The sequence below is a fragment of the Candidatus Clostridium stratigraminis genome (assembly GCF_045310675.1).
Lineage (GTDB): Bacteria > Bacillota > Clostridia > Clostridiales > Clostridiaceae > Clostridium_AT > Clostridium_AT stratigraminis.
Map to the genome: position 1 here is coordinate 98,662 of NZ_JBJHZZ010000010.1, position 19,180 is coordinate 117,841.

Below are 19,180 nucleotides of genomic sequence, written 5' to 3' on the forward strand. Positions count from 1 at the left end.
TTGAATAATAAAGCATTGAAAGTGCTGGAATTCTATAAAATTATAGAAATAATCAAGAAATATACACAAACAGCAGCAGCAAAGGATATATTAGACAACTTAAAGCCATATGATAATTTATATGAGGTACGAGAACATCTTGAGGAAACCCGCGAGGCCTTAGAGCTTTTTATGAAAAAGGGAAGACCTCCATTTGAAGGGCTTTATGATATAAGAGATGGAATTAGCAGGGCTGGAAAGGGATCTGTCTTAATGCCGGGACAGCTACTCAAAATAGCTAATATGTTAAGATGCGCAAGGAGATTTAAGGAATACGTTGCTAGAAGAGAAGAGGAAGAAAGTTTCAGAGTAATTGAAGACATCTGCCAGGGCTTAATCCCAATTAAAAAGCTAGAAGATGAGATTTTATTTGCTATTGTATCCGAGGAAGAAATATCTGATAAAGCAAGTACAACTCTTTATAATATTAGAAGAGCTCTTAAAGATAAAAATGCCTCTATAAAGGACAAAATTAATTCACTTATAAGGACTAATTCCAAGTATCTTCAAGATAATCTTTATACTATACGAGGTGAGCGATATGTTCTTCCAGTAAAGTCAGAGCATAAGGGTTCAGTACCTGGCCTTGTACATGATCAAAGTTCTACAGGTTCTACACTATTTATTGAGCCAATGAGTCTAGTTAATATAAATAATGAAATAAAAGAACTTATGCTTAAGGAAAAAGCTGAAGTAGAAAGAATATTAGCTGAACTTTCAGAAAAGGTTTATGACAGCATTGTAACAATAAAAAATAACGCTAATATTATTTGGGAACTAGATTTTATATTTGCGAAGGCTAGTTTTGCAAGTGAATATAACTGCACTTGTCCATCAGTAAATGATAATGGAGTAATAGATGTTATTGAGGCTAGACATCCTCTAATTGCTGCTGAAAAAGTTATACCTATAAGTATATATTTAGGCAGAGAATTTACATCATTAGTAGTAACTGGACCAAACACCGGAGGTAAAACTGTTACTTTAAAAACAGTTGGGCTGCTTGAGCTAATGGCTTTAAGCGGTATTATGATTCCTTCTAGAGAGAATTCCACCGTTAGTTTCTTTAATGAGGTATTTGCGGATATAGGAGATGAACAGTCTATTGAACAAAGTCTTTCAACCTTTTCATCTCATATGACCAATATCGTTAGCATAATAGGAGAAGCTGACAATAAATCTCTTGCCCTGTTTGATGAACTAGGAGCTGGAACAGACCCTACAGAAGGTGCAGCACTTGCAATATCAATATTAGAAAACCTAAGGAGAAGAGGAACAAGGATAGTTGCAACTACACATTATAGCGAATTAAAGGGCTATGCCTTAAAAACCACAGATGTAGAAAATGCCTCTGTAGAATTTGATGTGGAGACCCTAAGACCCACTTATAGACTGCTTATTGGTGTTCCTGGAAAATCAAATGCCTTTGAAATATCTAAAAGACTAGGGTTGCCTGATTATATTATCAATGATGCAAGAGAAAAAATTTCTACAGATACTCTTAAATTTGAAGAGCTTATACAAAGTCTTCAGGAGAAGAGTATTAAAGCAGAAAGCGACGCAAGGAAGGCAGAGGGCTTAAAGCTTGAAGCGGAAAAGCTTAAGGATAAATACGAGGAGAAGCTGTTTAATTTTCAAAAAACAAGAGAAAATGCAGTTATAAATGCTCAAAGAGAGGCAAAGAGAGTTGTAAAAGAGGCAAAGGAAGAAGCTGACGCAATTCTTAAAAATATGAGAGAACTTGAAAAGTTAGGCTATTCCTCTGAAGCAAGACAAAAGCTTGAAGAGGAAAGAAGAAGATTAAGGGAAAGGGCAGAAAAGGTAGAAAATGATCTTAATTCTTCTCAAAATGAAGAAGGTGAAGAACTAATTTCGGTAAAAGAAGGACAGGAGGTTTTTTTACCATCTCTCAATCAAAAGGTTGTTGTACTTACTAAACCTGACAACAAAGGCGAGGTACAGGTTCAAGCAGGCATAATGAAAATTAGTGTTAAATTAAAGGACTTAAGAGCATCAAAACTTTCTAAGGAAGAAAAAAGAGAAATTAAAAAGAGAGAAGTAAGCTTAAATCTAAAGTCAGTTGCCTCCTCCTTGGATTTGAGAGGTCTTGATTCTGAAGAGGCAACTTATAATACTGATATGTATTTAGATGATGCCTATAGAGCTGGTTTAAAGGAAGTTACAATAGTTCATGGAAAGGGCACTGGAGTACTAAGGCAGGCTATAAACGATATGTTTAAGAGACATCCTCATGTAAAGAGCTATAGACTTGGAAATTATGGCGAAGGCGGTACAGGTGTTACTATGGTGGAATTAAAATGATATTAGTAAGCGCATGTTTATGTGGTATGAATACAAGATATGATGGTGAAAATAATTCAAACGAAAAGGTTAAGGATCTATTAAAAGCAGGGAAGGCAATAGCTGTATGTCCAGAACAATTAGGAGGCTTAGGTACACCAAGACCTCCACATGAAATTTCTGACGGTAATGGGGGAACTGTGCTTGATGGTAATGCTAAAGTAATATCTAAAGATGGAATTGATGGAACTAGTTACTTCATAAAGGGTGCAGAAGAAACTTTAAAAGTTGCCTTAGAATTTGGTGTCACTTCAGCAATACTAAAAGCAAATAGTCCTTCCTGCGGCTTTAGAAAAATTTACGGCGGAACTTTCTCAAAGAAGCTTATAGAAGGAAATGGTGTAACAGCAGAACTTTTAAAAAGAAATGGAATTAAAATTTATACTGAAAATGATATAGATGATGATAAGCTATTTGAGGACTTAGGACTCTAAAAGCAATAAAGCCGGAAAGGAGATCATAAATTTTCTTCTTTGCGGTTTATTTTTTCATAAATTCAGTATTTAAGTACTATTTGTCTATTTTGGTCTCCTTAAATAAGATTCTGTACCTGCTTATCTTAATTGACTCATGAAATATAACTTTCTCTATAATAAGGATGTTGACAAAAATAATTCATGTATTATACTAAAATTATGAATATAAGCAATATTACAAATACTAGATGGAGGTAAAAGTCCTAAATGGACTTTTACGGGTAACCTAGCCGATGGGAATCGGCTGTCTTAGGTTACCCAGTGTGACAAGTGGAAGGAGAATAATCATGTTCAAAAATTTTCAAGAATTAAAAAAGTACATCGAAGACAACAGTATTAAAATTGTAGATTTTAAAGTTATAACATTACCAGGAAGATGGAATCACCTGTCTATTCCTTCAGAAAGACTTACTGAGAAAACGTTTACTGATGGGATAGGTTTCGACGGGTCTAGTTACGGTTATTCATCTATAGAAAACTCTGATATGTGTTTTATACCAGATATGACCACAGCTTTTATTGATCCATACTGCAAAATACCTACTTTAAGTATGATAGCAAATATTCATACCATAGGAAAAAATTCAGGAAGATTCAGCGGAGACCCAAGATATATTGCTGAGAAGGCTTCTTCATACCTTAAAAATTTAGGTATAGCTGATGAGTATATAATAGGACCAGAATTTGAATTTTATATTTTTGATCATATTAATTATGAAACTAAAAATCATCATCAGGAAGTATACATAGATGCCAAACAAGCACCTTGGAACTCAAACTCTAAAGAAGATAATTTAGGTTATAAAGCTCCATTCCAAAAATCTTATCATCTTGGACTGCCCTATGATTTGAATAACGACTTAAGAAGTGAAATGACCTTGAAGTTAGAGGAAATGGGGGTACCTGTAAAATATCATCATCATGAAGTAGGTGCTGCTGGTCAACTTGAGATAGAAGTAGAACTTGGCGAAATGCTAAAAATGGCAGATGCTACTATGATGGCAAAGTATGTAATAAAAAATGAGGCAGTAGCACATGGAAGAACAGCTACCTTTATGCCTAAACCTCTATTTGGTGAAGCAGGCAGCGGAATGCATGTTCATATGCTCCTGAATAAGAATGGTAAAAACATATTTTATAGTGAAAATGGATATTCCAATATGAGTCAGGAAGCACTATATTTTATAGGTGGGATACTAAAGCACTCAAAAGCTCTTCTTGGCTTTACTAATCCTTCAACAAACTCATATAAAAGATTGGTACCAGGTTTTGAGGCACCTGTTTCAATATGCTTTGCTACAGGAAATAGAAGCTCTGTTATAAGAATACCTGGATATGTTAAAGAGCCAGCTAAGAGAAGGTTCGAATTTAGACCTTCTGATGCTACAGCTAATCCATATTTGGCATATTCAGCACTTTTAATGGCTGGTATTGATGGTATTGTAAATAAAATAGATCCAACAAAAGAAGGCTTTGGTCCCTTTGATATTAATGTATTTGACATGCCGGAGGAGGAGAGAAATAAAATTGAAGCTCTTCCAAAATCACTTGATGAAGCACTAGATGCATTAAAAAAGGATCATGAATTTTTATTAAGAGACAATGTTTTTGATGAGCATTTTATTAACAACTGGATAAACTTTAAATATAAAAGAGAGGTAATGAAGGTAATACCAGTACCTTCACCAATAGAATTCGAACTATATTATGATCTATAGAAACTTTACGGCACAAAATTAACACTGAATGATGAATTAAACATTCTTCATTCAGTAGATTGCTGTGCAATTAATTTTCGGGGGGTTCTTATGGTAAAAAAACTTGGAGAATTATTTGAAATTGCAAAAACAAAGGAGAAAAAAACAATTTCTGTTGCAGCAGCACAAGATGCGGCAGTGCTAGAGGCTGTTACTGAAGCTGTGAGTAAAGGAATAGTACATGCCATTCTTGTAGGTGATGAAGAAAAAATCAGAGCTATTGCAAAAAGGGAGAATTATAGTCTAGAAGAAGTGGAAATTATTAATGAAAAAGATATAAAAAAGGCTGCTGCTATGGCAGTTAAGCTTGTTTCAGATGGTAAGGCACAATTTATTATGAAGGGAATGCTTGGAACTGCAGATTTATTAAAAGCAGTTTTAAACAAAGAGGCAAATCTTAAAAAAGAAGAATTATTGTCTCATGTTATGGTATATGAAGCACACAATTATCATAAGCTTATTATGCTTACTGATGGCGGTATGGTGCCTTACCCTGAGCTTAAAGAAAAAGTACAAATAATTAATAATGCAGTAAAACTTTGTGATGCTTTAGGAATCGAAAATCCAAAAGTTGCACCAATCTGTGCTGTAGAAGTGGTTAACCCATCTATGCAGGCAACTATAGATGCATCTGTGCTTACACAAATGAACAAAAGAGGTCAGATAAAAGGCTGCATAATTGATGGTCCTTTAGGTCTTGATAATGCTATTTCAAAGGAAGCTGCAATTCATAAGGGAATAGTTAGTGAGGTAGCTGGAGATGCAGATATATTACTTGTACCAAATATAGAAAGCGGTAATTTTTTAGGGAAGGCACTAACCTATTTTGCTAAGGCAGAGAATGCAGGTTTAATTATAGGTGCAAAATGCCCTGTGGTACTAGTTTCAAGAGCAGACAGCTCAAAATCAAAGCTGTATTCAATAGCCTTAGGTTCAATTTTATCTGATTAATTAAAGAGGGCTGAATGATTAATAATCATTTAGGTAAAAGTCCTAAATGGACTTTTACGGGTAGTTTGCGAGCGGGAGCGAGTAATCTAAACTACCCAGTTGATAAGGAATATAAGGGGGTATATTTATGAAGGTCATAATGACTGGTAATGAAGCAATGGCTAGGGGAGCCTATGAAGCTGGGTGTACTATAGCTTCGGCTTATCCAGGTACACCAAGCACAGAAATACTTGAAAATTTTGCAACCTATGAAGGAGTTTATGCTGAATGGGCACCAAATGAAAAGGTTGCCTTTGAGGTTGCTGCAGGAGCATCTATAGGGGGAGCTAGAAGTTTAACAACTATGAAACATGTAGGCCTTAATGTAGCTGCAGATCCATTGTTTACAATGGCTTATGAAGGAGTCAATGGTGGATTTGTTGTGGTTACGGCAGATGATCCAGGTATGCATTCCTCCCAAAATGAACAGGATAATAGGTTATATGCACCGCATGCAAAGGTTGCAATGCTTGAGCCTTCTGATTCACAAGAATGTAAGGACTTTATGAAAATAGCCTTTGAAATAAGTGAGAAGTTTGATACTCTAGTGCTTTTTAGAAGCACAACAAGAATATCTCATTCCAAAACTATTGTTGAATTAGGGGAAAAAGTAGAAACTGCAATCAAACCATATGCAAAAAATACAGAAAAATACATTATGATTCCTGCTAATGCAAGAAAAAAACATTATGAAGTTGAGGATAGACTTGAGGCGCTACGAGAGTATTCAAATAACTCTGATTTAAATAAGGTGGAAATTGGAAATAATAAAGTTGGAATTATAACCAGTGGTATTTCGTACCAATACGCAAAGGAAGTATTTGGGGAAGATGTTTCATATTTAAAAATTGGTATGAGTTATCCACTGCCGGATAAGATTATTAAAGACTTCGCTAAAAAGGTAGATAAGCTGTATGTTATTGAAGAAAATGAACCATATCTTGAAAATGCAATAAAGGTAATGGGAATTCAATGTATAGGTAAGGAGCTCATACCAATATGCGGGGAATTGAATCCAGATATTATTCGAAAGAATATTTTGGGCGAAGAATCTAAGGCATTTTTTAATACAGATATTATGCCTCCATCAAGACCACCAGTACTTTGCCCAGGCTGCCCTCATAGGGGAATATTTTATGCAGTATCAAAATATAAGGATATTATTTCAACTAGTGATATTGGCTGTTATACATTAGGAATGATGCCCCCATTAAATGTTGCTGATACAGTTATTTGTATGGGAGCTTCTATTTCAGGAGGCATTGGTATACAAAAGGCTAATTTAATGGGTGATAGAAGTAATAAAGTATTTGCTTTTCTGGGGGACTCCACGTTTTTCCACTCAGGTATTACAGGGCTTATTAATTCAGTATATAATAATAGTCCAATAGTAACAGTTATACTTGATAATAGAATCACTGGGATGACTGGGCATCAAGAAAATCCAGGAACAGGCAGAACACTTCAAGGTAAACCTGCACAAGAAGTGGATTTAGAAGCACTAGTTCTTGCCTGTGGAATTAAAAAAGAAAATATAAAAATAGTAGATCCATATCTACTAAAAGATACAGAAGAAGCAGTCAAGACGGCTTATAACAGCAGTGAGCCATATGTTATAATTACTAAGCAGCCTTGTGCGCTTATAAAAGAGGTTCAAAAGAAAAGGGCAAATTTAAAATGTGTCATTGACCCTGAAAAATGTAAGCGTTGTAAAGCTTGCTTAAGAACAGGATGTCCAGCACTCTCCTTTAAAAATAACATAGTTAGTATAGACAAAAATATGTGTAATGGCTGTGAACTGTGTAAACAAGTATGCATGTTTGATGCTATTGAAAAGGTGGGTGAGTAAAATGAAGGATATTAAAAGCATTTTGTTTGTTGGTGTAGGTGGCCAAGGCACAATTCTTGCTTCTAAGCTGCTTTCTGAGGGACTTATGAAATTTGGCTTCGATGTAAAAATGTCGGAAGTTCATGGTATGGCACAAAGAGGGGGAAGTGTTACTACTCAAGTCAGATTTGGTTCAAAGGTATACTCTCCATTAATAGAAAAGGGAAAGGCTGATGTGATAGTAGCATTTGAAAAAAGTGAGGCAGCAAGATATATTGACTACTTAAAAAAGGACGGACATTTAATAGTTAACGATTACGAAATCCACCCTGTTACTGTTTTAATTGGAAAGGATAAATATCCAGAGAATTTAAATGAAAGATTAAAGGCTGCAGTTTATAATACAATTATTGTAGATGCTGCAAAAATAGCAGAAGAACTAGGTAACATTAAAGCACAGAATGTAGTTCTATTAGGAGCTGTAATCAAGGCTCTGAAGTTAGAAAATATTAATTGGAAGGAAGCTATTGAAAGCGTAATACCTAAAAAAGCAATAGAACTTAATTTAAGAGCACTTTCCTCAGGAATGGAAGCATAAAAAAAAGGACTATTTTTCAATAGTCCTTTTTTTAAGTATCAGAAAGAAAAATTCTCTGTTATAATATTTTATATAAACAAAACTAATTAATTGATACTTAGGAGTGAGTTACGATGCTTGGTTATACAGAAGTTGATGCTAATGCAATTAATGTTATAAGATCATATATAAAACCATCTGAAGGATGCTGGGTTTCGGGGAATATAGAAGTTAATGATAAATTGTATAAAGAAGTTATTTTCTATAAAAAAAGTATTTTTAAGCTTGATAAAGAAGTGAGAGGATACTTATACCTAGATGAGTATGATAAGTTAGTTTCAGATAAGAATATAATATCAGAACTAGCTAAACTTTGCTTTTATTATGAAACCTTTTTTAGTAAGGATAAAGCGAAAGGAATATTAGCTACATTAAAGACAGAGGCTGAATTACAAAGAGCAAAAGATAAGATTAATCAAATTTCTGAAGGGTTAGATTTTCTATTAACTCAAAAGGTTTATGCAGCAGAAAGAGTTAAGGGGATCTTTTTAAAGAATTACAATTTAGAAGAAAAAAGTAATTCTGTATTAGAGGAATTATCAAGTAATATTAAAACCATAAGAGATCAGGACTTAACTTTTAACATTGAATTTTTGAATAAACTGTATCCATATTATGAAGAAGTGTTAAAAATAAACTTTGAAAAAGTTTTAAATACAGCTTCAATTGGGGATTGTATTGACGAGGTTAGAAAAGAGTCAGAAAAAACAAGAAAAAAATGGGGTGTTAGGGTAATAAAAAATATGGTTGGTAAGCTTATGAGGGTTAGTGACGAACTTTCCTACTTTAAAAGAATAATTTCTATATATAGTAGTGTTTTACAAATGAACAGCAGTCAATATTTAAAATATTTAAATAGTATAAATAAAGATAGAATTGAAAAAAAGATAAATTTGACAAGAGGATAATAAAAAGCTGAGCATAAATAAATGCTCAGCTTTAAGTTTATTCTACATTAATATAAACAGCATCTTCAGGTTTAACAACATTAATAAATTCAACCTTTGGATCTTCAGTTCCTTGAACGTATAATCCAGCTGCCTTTAGCTTTTCAATGTAATCAATAATTTCTACTGTTATTTTCTCACCAGGGCATAGTACTGGAATTCCAGGTGGATAAGCCAATAAGAACTCACCACTTATCATGCCAACACTTTCACTTAATGCCATCGAACTTTTTACACTGTTAAAGGCTTCTCTAGGTCTTTGAATTTGTTCTGGAATTGGCGGTATATCAATAAAATCAGATTTTCTATCACCTTTTCCAAAGTATTCGCTGCTAATTTCTCGAAGTGCTTCTAGAAGCTTATCTATATTTTCCTTAGTATCACCAAAAGAACCTACTGCTAGAGCATTGTATAAATCCGAAAGCTCCATTTGAATGTGATATTTATTAGATAATATCATATCTAAATCGTAACCTGTTATGCCTAAGTCACGACAGGTTACAGTTATTTTAGTTGGATCAAAGGCAAAAGCTCCTGACTTACCTAAAACTTCTTCGCCGAAGCAATAAAGCCCAGGTATTTTATTTATTTCATTTCTTGCATAATTGCATAAATCAATAGTTTTATCTAAAAGTTCTTTACCATGTAAAGCAATCTGCCTTCTTGCACAATCTAAGGAAGCCATTAATACATAGGAAGGAGATGTTGTCTGTAAAAGGTTAAGTACCTGCTGAACTCTATTTTTATCTATTCTTTTAGAATTAACCTGAAGTAAAGAACATTGAGTCATTGCTCCAATAATTTTATGAGTACTTTGAGCGCAGATATCAGCTCCTGCTTCTATGGCAGACATTGGTAATTTTTCATTAAAACCAAGATGTGGACCATGAGCTTCGTCGACAATTAAAGGAATATCATAACTATGAACGATGTCTGCTATTTTTTCAATATCTGTTGCAACTCCATAATAAGTCGGATTAATAATCAAAACCGCTTTTGCATCTTTGTTATTTTCTAGTGTATTTTTAACAGTTTCAGGGCTTACACCATGTGCTATACCAACTGTTTTATCAAGTTCTGGCTGCATATAAACAGGAATTGCTCCACTTAAAATAATTCCAGCTGTAACTGATTTGTGCACATTTCTTGGTATAATTATTTTATCACCATCACTTACCACAGACATAATCATGGCTTGTATTGCACCTGATGTACCATGCATAGAAAAGAAGGAAGCTTCTGTACCATAGGCATCTGCTGCTAATTCCTGTGCTTTTTTAATAGGACCTGTTGGGTGATGCAGGCTGTCAACTAATTTAAAAACTGTAACATCAATTTTTAAAGGATTTTCTCCTATAAAATTTTTGAATTCCTCATCCATTCCAATACCTTTCTTGTGGCCTGGAACGTGAAAAGGAATTGTTTCCCTATTTACATACTCCATAAGAGCATCAAAAAGTGGTGTTTGATTTTGATCTAACTTATACACCGCGCATAAGCACCTTCTTTCAATAATATGTCTGTATGCCTTGAGGCATCAAAGGTCTACTTGGTTTTCTTAAAACCATTATTATTATAAAGTATATGATTTTCAAATGCAATATGCAATATGATTTTTTATAATTATATTCTATAAATATTACTATTTCCATTATAAATCTTCTATTTTCCAAAGTGTATATTAATTTGAATAATGGTAATAATAGAAAAAGTAGGAAGCTTTAGCTTAACACTTTTAAGGAATACAGGAGTGATTATTATGGAAATGCTGAATGCAAATTCTAGGGAAAAAAGAACATCTCATGAAGCAAGAAAGGTAAGAAGAAGCGGGAAGGTACCTGGAATACTTTATGGGAAATATGTTACCAATATGTTATTTGAAATTGGTGAGTTAGAACTTACAAGGGAATTATCTAAAAATGGTGAGCACGGAATTCTAAACATCAAGATTGATGGCAAAGATCATATGGCACTTATTAAAGAAGTCCAAAAGGATCCTGTTAGTCGTAAATTTATGCATATAGATTTAGAGGAACTATCAAATGATACAGTTGTAGTTGCTGATGTTCCACTTGTTTTTGTAGGAGATAGTCAGATAGCTCGTAATGGTGCAATCTTACATAAGGAGAAAAATAAAATTAAAGTTCAGTGTAAAGGCGGCAACCTTCCTAAATCAATTAGTGTGGATGTTTCTAATTTAAATTTTGGAGAAACTTACAGAATCGCTAATATTGAATTTTCAGAGGAAATTACATTGATGGAAGATCCTAATACTGTTATCGCAGCTATAACAGATGCAAATACTGATACTATAGTAAATGATACTCCACAGGAAGTTAATAGTATAGAATTATAAGTAAATTTTTGCTTTAGTTGGATTATAGTCTATACCAGAAGCTTTAAATGTCTATCTTAACCTAACTAGTTCATTAGCTAATTTATGCTTATTTACTTTAAAAGAGTAATATAAAGTAAGAATACCCAGTTGTAGACTTACTTTATATTACTCTTTTTTAATGTTTAATACCTCAAGAAATATAGACTTTAATATGATGAAGATATCAAACAATAGCTTTTAATAATAAAATGTATAATAACTAAAAGGTTCAAAATACAAAAATATAGTCTATTTCCTAAATTTTATAGTATAATATAGATGTTGTTTAAGCGTAAATAGGTAAATAAGACTATACTTACTTACATTCGGGAGGCACAATGATTAATAATAATTGTGTTAATGGTAAGGAATACAGGAGGGAACTATGGATTATAGACAAAAATATGAATTGTGGATTAGTTCAAAAAAAGTCGATACTAAAACAAAAGAAGAATTAACTAATATAACCGATGAAATGGAATTGGAAGATAGATTTTATAAAGAATTAGAGTTTGGTACTGGCGGCTTACGGGGAATTATAGCTGCTGGAAGTAATAGAATGAATGTGTATACTGTTGGTAAGGCAACTCAAGGTCTAGCAAATTATTTACTAAATATATACAAGAATGATGTTTCTGTAAGTATAGCATATGACTCTAGAATTATGTCAAAAGAGTTTGCCGAAACTTCAGCCTTGGTACTTTGTGGTAATGGCATAAAAGTATACCTTTTTGACACTTTAAGGCCCACACCTATGTTATCCTATGCAGTAAGATTATTAAATTCAAAAGCAGGTATTGTTATTACTGCTTCTCATAATCCGAAAATTTATAATGGTTATAAGGTTTATGGAGAAGATGGGGGACAGGTAACTGATGAAGCTGCAAAGGAAATATTTAATTATATCAATGAAGTAGATAACTTCAATAAGATTAAAAGTATTTCAGCGGAGGAGGCAGTAAAGCGGGGATACCTTAATATTATCGGGGATGAAGTTGATAAAAGTTATTTTGAGAGAGTAAAAGGTCTTACATTAAGGAGTGAATTAGTTAAAGCTAGTGCAAAGGAATTAAAAATAATTTATACTCCAATTCATGGGAGCGGCAACATACCTGTAAGAAGAGTACTTAAGGAACTTGGCTATGAAAATGTATTTGTAGTTAAGGAACAGGAAATGCCGGATGGAAATTTCCCAACTGCGGCATACCCAAATCCTGAAGAACCAAAGGTTTTTGAATTAGCTCTTAAAATGGCTGAGGAAATAAAGCCTGATATTATTTTTGGCACTGATCCTGACTGTGATAGAATAGGAGTTGTAGTTAAGGACAATAATGGAGAATATAGGGTTTTAACAGGTAATCAAACAGGAGTATTATTATCAAATTATATTTTGAATTCACTAAAAGAAACTGATAAACTTCCAAAGGACGGAGCAATTATTAAAACTATTGTAACTTCAGAGCTTGCAGCGAGAATCTCTGAAAACTATGGAGTGGAAATAATAGATGTATTGACTGGTTTTAAATATATTGGGGAGAAGATAAAAGAATTTGATAAAACCAATACAAAGGACTTTATTTTCGGTTTTGAAGAAAGCTTCGGTTATTTAGCAGGTGATTTTGTAAGGGACAAGGATGCAGTCATTGCCTCAACTCTAATTTGTGAAATGGCGCTTTTTTATAAAACTAAGAATATGAGTTTATATGATGCTTTAATTGAATTATATAACAAGTATGGATATTATAAAGAAAGCTTGATTTCTATTGAACTTAAAGGCAAGGAAGGACAAGAAAAAATAGAAAAAGCACTTGAATATTTAAGACATTCTATGAAGTCAAGTATTAATGGTACAAAAATTATTAAGAAAATGGATTATAGATTAAGTATTGAAAAAGATTTGATAAGTATTAAGGAAAATATTATTAATCTTCCTAAATCTAATGTTCTTAAATTTATTTTGAAGGATAATTCCTGGTTTGTAGTAAGACCCTCAGGAACTGAACCTAAAATGAAGATATATCTTTCTTGTATAGGGCGGAGTGATGAGGATGCTAAGAAAAGGTTACAAGAATTCAAAAATAGTATTCTTGAAATTGTAAATCTTGCATGTAATAAATAATAATAGTAAAGAGGTAAATTTATGGAATCATATTTTTCAGAGAGATTATCTTCTGTTTTATTTTTAGAAATTAACAAGAATAAACTCATGACATTATTTAATGTTTTTTTAGAAGAAAATGTATATATGCCTATAAAATCCAGTAAGCTTATTGTTGAGATTAAATCAGGGAATAATTTAAACGAAATTTCAATTAATAATTTTTTGGAAGGTATGTTCTATGTATTGGGCATTGATGATAAATTCAAATATAATCATTTATATTTAGACATGCTCGTAAATTTTAATGATGCAATTCCTTTCATTAAAAATTTAGTTTTTAATGAAATTAAGAAAGAAAATTATGAAGATGCCTATATTTTTATAAAAGGCTTAGTGAACTTGGAAAAGAATGAAGAAAATTATGAAAAGCTTATTTCCTTAGCAGAAATATTAAGGGAAAAAGATAAAGGTTTTATAAATGAAGAATTGACTATAATTACAAAAGCAAAGGAAATAGAAAATTTCTCTATTCCTTATTTATACGAAGCTATACTTAATAAGGACAATGGAGATTTTGAAGCTGCATTATTGTCTATAAAAACCTATGTTGCTAAAGGCGGCGCAAAGACCTCTGAAATAATTGACCTTATGCATTCTTTAATAAATATTGTGAATTATGAAGAAGGAAAAAGCATTTTATATGAAGATCCAAACAAAGCGTTAAAGCTTCTTATACCTCTAATAGAGGAGTATAGTGATAATGCAGCCCTATTTTTCAATATAGCAGTAGGCTACAGAATACTAGAAAATTACGAAAAGGCCATTTATTACTTAAATGAGGCACTAGAAATAGATGATGCTTTAGTAGAGGTAGTAAATGAATTAGGAATTAATTATGCTTCTATGGGTGACCTTGATAAAGCTATTCTATATTTAAGAAAAGCTTTTGAAGCAACAAAGTCAGTTGAAATATGTACTAATCTTATTATGTGCTATATGGATGCAGGGGACTTACAGCAGGCCAAAAACCATTTGGAAATAGCAAAAAAGCTTGACAGCAAGGATGAAATAGTTATAAAGCTTGCTGCCCTATTAGATAAATAATTATGTAAATCCATATATTAATAAATTAAGAATTATTCAATAGTTATTTGTAATTTTATCTTTATTAGAATATAATTTGTTTGAATCACTTATTTTGAAGGGAGAACTGTATATGAAAGTTAAAAAGGCTATTATACCAGCCGCTGGTCTAGGTACAAGATTCTTACCAGCTACAAAAGCACAGCCTAAAGAAATGCTGCCAATTGTAGATAAACCAACAATACAGTACATAATTGAAGAAGCAGTTGCATCAGGTATTGAAGAAATACTAATAATAACTGGAAGAAATAAAAGAGCTATAGAGGATCACTTTGATAAATCTGTAGAATTAGAGCAAGAATTAGAAACTCATAATAAGCAGGAATTGCTTACTATGGTTAAAGATATTTCAAATATGGTTAATATATATTATATAAGGCAAAAGGAACCTAAAGGCCTTGGTCATGCCATAAGCTGTGCTAAAACCTTTGTAGGTAAGGAACCCTTTGCAGTAATGCTTGGTGATGATGTAGTTGATAGTAAAACACCTTGCCTAAAACAATTAATCGATTGTTTTAACGAATATAAAACAACTATACTAGGAGTTCAAGAAGTACCTGCTGAAGATGTTTCAAAATATGGAATAGTTAAAGGTATGCATATTGAAGACAGGGTTTATAAAGTTAAGGACTTAGTTGAAAAGCCTAAATCGGAGGAAGCACCTTCCAATATAGCTATTTTAGGCAGGTATATAATAACACCTCAGATTTTTGATATTCTTGAAAACACTGTTCCTGGTAAAGGTGGAGAAATACAGCTAACGGATGCATTAAAGGTGCTTATTCAAAGTGAGGCGATGTATGCCTATAATTTTGAAGGCAGAAGATATGATGTAGGGGATAAACTAGGATTTTTAGAAGCTACTGTTGAATTTGCCCTTAAGAGAGAAGAATTAAGAGAGCCATTTATGGAGTATTTACTAACTATTAAAGAAAATCCTAATTTTATAGAGCTATATAACGAATTTAAATAAGCTACTTAAAATATTCTTTTGTTATTTAATACCTAATCAAATTAGGGCAGTTAATTATCAAAACTGTCCTAATTTTATGCATTGATTTACTATCATATTTAAATAGCAGAAAAACGTTGAATATTTTTTGAAATGTTGTAAAATGGTTTATGTAGTGCTGTTATCTTATTGTTAATTTAGGAAGTGATAAAGTGAAGAATCAAAAAACTTTCCTTTTCATCGATGTTGTACTAGTTGTATTTTCTCTTTATGCTGCATTACTTTTGAGGTTTGATTTTAATATACCAAATAATTATATATATTTTTTTAAACTAAGTATTATACCTGTGTTAGTATTAACTATAATTTTTAATTCAATTTTTAATTTATACAAGCACATTTGGAAGTATGCATCAGTTGAAGAATTAATTTCTATCATTTACTCTATATCATTAACTAATATTGTTTTTGTTATCTATAGTTATTTTATTAACTATAAACTATTAGAGAATCAGTATTTCAGATTTCCATTTACGGTACATATAATATTTTGGATATTGAGTACTATCCTTTTAGGAGGAACTAGATTTGCCTTCAGAGTAAGCGAAGGATTGAAGAGAAATACTATTAAGGAAGAAAAATTAGTTAGATTATTAATTATTGGTGCTGGAGATGCAGGGGCTATGCTTATAAAGGAAATTAAGAAGCATAGTGAGCTCAATTACGATATTATAGGTATTATAGATGATGATAATTCAAAAATAGGAAAGAATATTAATGGAATAAAGGTCCTAGGAAATAGGAACAAAATTGTTAGTGTCTGTAAAGATTATGATGTGGATGAAATTATACTTTCAATACCATCATCTGATTATCAGACTCAAAGAGAAATATTAAGGATATGCAAAAATACTAAATGCAAGCTTAAAACTGTTCCTGGTATATATGAAATATTAGATGAGAAAGTAAGCATGAATAAAATTAGAGACGTTAAAATAGAGGATTTACTGGGAAGGGAACCTGTTAAACTAAATAATGAAAATATTAATAAGTATATTATGAATAAAACAGTTCTAGTAACTGGAGGTGGAGGTTCAATAGGTTCAGAACTTTGCAGACAAATTGCAAGGTTTAATCCAAAACAGTTATTAATACTTGATATATACGAGAATAATGCCTATGAACTTCAGATGGAATTAAAATATATATATCCTAAGCTTAATATGAAGGTAATCATTGCATCAGTGAGAGATTTGGAAAGGCTTAAATCTATATTTGATAATTATAAACCTGATGTTGTATTTCATGCAGCTGCACACAAGCATGTTCCTTTAATGGAGGATAATCCGCAAGAAGTAGTAAAAAATAATATATTAGGCACCTATAATGTTGCAAAATGCAGCGATTTATTTAGTGTTAAGAAATTTGTTTTGATAAGTACAGATAAAGCAGTAAATCCTACTAATATAATGGGTGCTTCAAAGAGATTTTGTGAAATAATAATTCAAGCTTTAAGCAAGGTCAGCAAAACAGAGTATGTTGCTGTTAGGTTTGGAAATGTTCTAGGAAGTAATGGAAGTGTTATACCACTCTTTAAAAAACAAATTGAACATGGTGGGCCAGTAACGGTTACACACCCTGAGATTACAAGGTTTTTTATGACTATTCCGGAAGCAGCCCAGCTTGTAATTCAAGCTGGTTCAATAGCTAAAGGTGGAGAAATATTTGTATTAGATATGGGCGAACCTGTAAAGATAGCCGATTTAGCTAGAGATTTAATAAGCCTAAGTGGTCTTCAGCCTGATAAAGATATAAAAATAGAATATTCAGGTTTAAGACCTGGAGAAAAGCTATATGAAGAACTATTAATGGATGAAGTTGCATTAACCTCAACGGAACATAAAAAAATATTTGTAGAAAAGCCTGCTGATTATGACATTGGTTATTTAAATAATTCCATTGAAGAATTCAAAGATGTAATTTATAAAGATGAGGAAGATGTATATAAATTAATGGAGAAAAAAGTACCAACCTTTAACAGACAAAAACAAAAAACTATTTAATTGTATAAAACAAAGGTTAAGGAGGATTTTAAAATGACTAAATTAAAAGAAGATTTGATTTTAAAATTAAAAAATAGAACAGCTAAACTTGGTGTAGTTGGATTAGGGTACGTTGGTTTACCACTTGCAGTGGAAAAGGCAAAAGCAGGTTATGAAGTAATTGGCTTTGATGTTCAAGAAAGCAAAGTACAAATGGTAAATGATGGCGTAAACTATATTGGAGATATTGTTGATGAGGATTTAAAGAAATTAGTTGACACCAACAGACTTAAGGCTACTACTGATTTTAGCTTTGTTGCTGATGTAGATGCGGTATCAATATGTGTTCCTACACCACTTGATAAATATAAGCAGCCTGATTTATCCTATGTAGTAAGTTCTTCTAAAAGTGTTGCAAAATATATGCATAGAGGACTTTTAGTTGTTCTTGAAAGTACAACTTATCCAGGTACTACTGAAGAGATATTAAAACCAATTTTAGAAGAAAGCGGACTTAAATGTGGTGAAGATTTCTTCTTAGCGTTCTCACCAGAAAGAGTAGATCCAGGTAACAAAGAATATAAAACTAAAAATACTCCTAAGGTTGTAGGAGGATGCACACCTGAGTGTACTGAAGTTGCTGCCATGCTTTATAGAAGCGTTTTAGAAAGTGATGTTATGGAGGTATCATCTCCAGCTATTGCTGAAATGGAAAAGATATTAGAAAATACCTTTAGGAATATTAATATTGCTTTAGCAAACGAGATGGCTATTCTTTGCAAAAAAATGGGTATTGATGTTTGGGAAGTTATTGAAGCTGCAAAAACAAAACCTTATGGGTTCATGCCATTTTATCCAGGTCCAGGACTTGGCGGACATTGCATACCACTAGATCCATTTTATTTATCCTGGAAGGCTAAAGAATATGATTATCACACTAAATTGATAGAAACTTCAGGTGAAATTAATGACTATATGCCTGAATTTGTAATGGAAACTGCTATGAAGCTTTTAAATACTCACAAAAAGTCTTTAAATGGTTCTACAGTTTTATTACTTGGTGTTGCTTATAAAAATGACATTGATGATTTAAGAGAATCACCAGCATTAAAGGTTATAGAACATCTAGAGATGAATGGTGCAAATGTTATATATAATGATCCGTATATTCCTAAATTCAAGCATAACAAAAGGGAATATGTTTCGGTAAATTTAGAAGAAAATTTAAAAACAGCTGATATAGTCATTATAACTACAAATCACAGCTGCTATGATTATCAAGAAGTTGTGAATAAAGCTAAACTTTTATATGATACTAGAAATGCTACAAAAGATGTAAAAGAAAACAGAAACAAAATTAATAAATTATAGGATTCATAACAGGATAAACTAAAGTTTATCCTGTTATAATGCTGTTATAATATGTATGAGGTGATAATATGAGTAAGTTAAGATTTGCTATAATAGGATGTGGAAGAATTTCTTATAAACATGTTGAGGCGCTGGTACAGAATAAAGACGAAGCTGTTT

At 32.2% G+C, this 19,180-nt stretch carries 14 protein-coding genes; 13 read left to right on the top strand and 1 reads right to left on the bottom strand.

Going from position 1 to position 19,180, the window contains the following annotated elements; all coding sequences use genetic code 11:
- The 7 genes from ACJDUG_RS13285 (at position 1) to ACJDUG_RS13315 (ending at position 8,996) form a co-directional block, all read left to right on the top strand.
- Complete coding sequence (locus ACJDUG_RS13285; RefSeq protein WP_406770362.1) at positions 1–2,361, top strand: endonuclease MutS2; 2,361 nt, start codon at positions 1–3, stop codon at positions 2,359–2,361.
- Positions 2,358–2,834 carry a 2-thiouracil desulfurase family protein gene (locus ACJDUG_RS13290; protein WP_406770363.1) on the top strand — a complete coding sequence of 159 codons (477 nt, stop codon included), beginning with the start codon at positions 2,358–2,360 and terminating at the stop codon, positions 2,832–2,834. Before ACJDUG_RS13285 ends, ACJDUG_RS13290 begins: the two co-directional genes overlap by 4 nt.
- Positions 2,835–3,163: 329 nt before the next feature.
- Positions 3,164–4,594 carry a type I glutamate--ammonia ligase gene (glnA, locus tag ACJDUG_RS13295; RefSeq protein ID WP_406770364.1) on the top strand — a complete coding sequence of 477 codons (1,431 nt, stop codon included), beginning with the start codon at positions 3,164–3,166 and terminating at the stop codon, positions 4,592–4,594.
- Positions 4,595–4,684: 90 nt separating this feature from the next.
- The gene (locus ACJDUG_RS13300) at positions 4,685–5,584 is read left to right on the top strand and encodes a phosphate butyryltransferase (RefSeq protein WP_406770365.1); all 900 of its coding nucleotides are present in this window, start codon (positions 4,685–4,687) and stop codon (positions 5,582–5,584) included.
- Between the two features lie 127 nt (positions 5,585–5,711).
- A complete protein-coding gene (iorA, locus tag ACJDUG_RS13305; protein WP_406770366.1) occupies positions 5,712–7,472 on the top strand; it encodes an indolepyruvate ferredoxin oxidoreductase subunit alpha in 1,761 nt (586 codons plus the stop codon).
- A gap of 1 nt (position 7,473) precedes the next feature.
- Entirely contained in the window at positions 7,474–8,049 is a 576-nt protein-coding gene (locus ACJDUG_RS13310; RefSeq protein WP_406770367.1) for an indolepyruvate oxidoreductase subunit beta, read from the top strand.
- 113 nt (positions 8,050–8,162) lie between these two features.
- The gene (locus ACJDUG_RS13315) at positions 8,163–8,996 is read left to right on the top strand and encodes a serpin family protein (RefSeq protein WP_406770368.1); all 834 of its coding nucleotides are present in this window, start codon (positions 8,163–8,165) and stop codon (positions 8,994–8,996) included.
- A 37-nt stretch (positions 8,997–9,033) separates the two neighbouring features.
- Here the strand turns inward: ACJDUG_RS13315 and ACJDUG_RS13320 are convergent, their stop codons facing one another.
- Positions 9,034–10,524 carry an aminotransferase class I/II-fold pyridoxal phosphate-dependent enzyme gene (locus ACJDUG_RS13320; protein WP_406770369.1) on the bottom strand — a complete coding sequence of 497 codons (1,491 nt, stop codon included), beginning with the start codon at positions 10,522–10,524 and terminating at the stop codon, positions 9,034–9,036.
- Positions 10,525–10,794: 270 nt separating this feature from the next.
- Here ACJDUG_RS13320 and ACJDUG_RS13325 point away from each other — a divergent pair, with 270 nt between their 5' ends.
- The 6 genes from ACJDUG_RS13325 (at position 10,795) to ACJDUG_RS13350 (ending at position 19,021) form a co-directional block, all read left to right on the top strand.
- A complete protein-coding gene (locus ACJDUG_RS13325; RefSeq protein WP_406770370.1) occupies positions 10,795–11,391 on the top strand; it encodes a 50S ribosomal protein L25 in 597 nt (198 codons plus the stop codon).
- Between the two features lie 406 nt (positions 11,392–11,797).
- The gene (locus ACJDUG_RS13330) at positions 11,798–13,531 is read left to right on the top strand and encodes a phospho-sugar mutase (protein ID WP_406770371.1); all 1,734 of its coding nucleotides are present in this window, start codon (positions 11,798–11,800) and stop codon (positions 13,529–13,531) included.
- A 21-nt stretch (positions 13,532–13,552) separates the two neighbouring features.
- Positions 13,553–14,617 (top strand): tetratricopeptide repeat protein, encoded by a 1,065-nt coding sequence (locus tag ACJDUG_RS13335; protein ID WP_406770372.1) that lies wholly within the window; start codon positions 13,553–13,555, stop codon positions 14,615–14,617.
- 112 nt (positions 14,618–14,729) lie between these two features.
- The gene (gene galU, locus ACJDUG_RS13340) at positions 14,730–15,629 is read left to right on the top strand and encodes a UTP--glucose-1-phosphate uridylyltransferase GalU (RefSeq protein ID WP_406770373.1); all 900 of its coding nucleotides are present in this window, start codon (positions 14,730–14,732) and stop codon (positions 15,627–15,629) included.
- Between the two features lie 191 nt (positions 15,630–15,820).
- A complete protein-coding gene (locus ACJDUG_RS13345) occupies positions 15,821–17,671 on the top strand; it encodes a polysaccharide biosynthesis protein (protein ID WP_406770374.1) in 1,851 nt (616 codons plus the stop codon).
- Positions 17,672–17,704: 33 nt separating this feature from the next.
- Positions 17,705–19,021 carry a nucleotide sugar dehydrogenase gene (locus ACJDUG_RS13350; protein WP_406770375.1) on the top strand — a complete coding sequence of 439 codons (1,317 nt, stop codon included), beginning with the start codon at positions 17,705–17,707 and terminating at the stop codon, positions 19,019–19,021.
- Positions 19,022–19,180 lie beyond the last annotated feature (159 nt).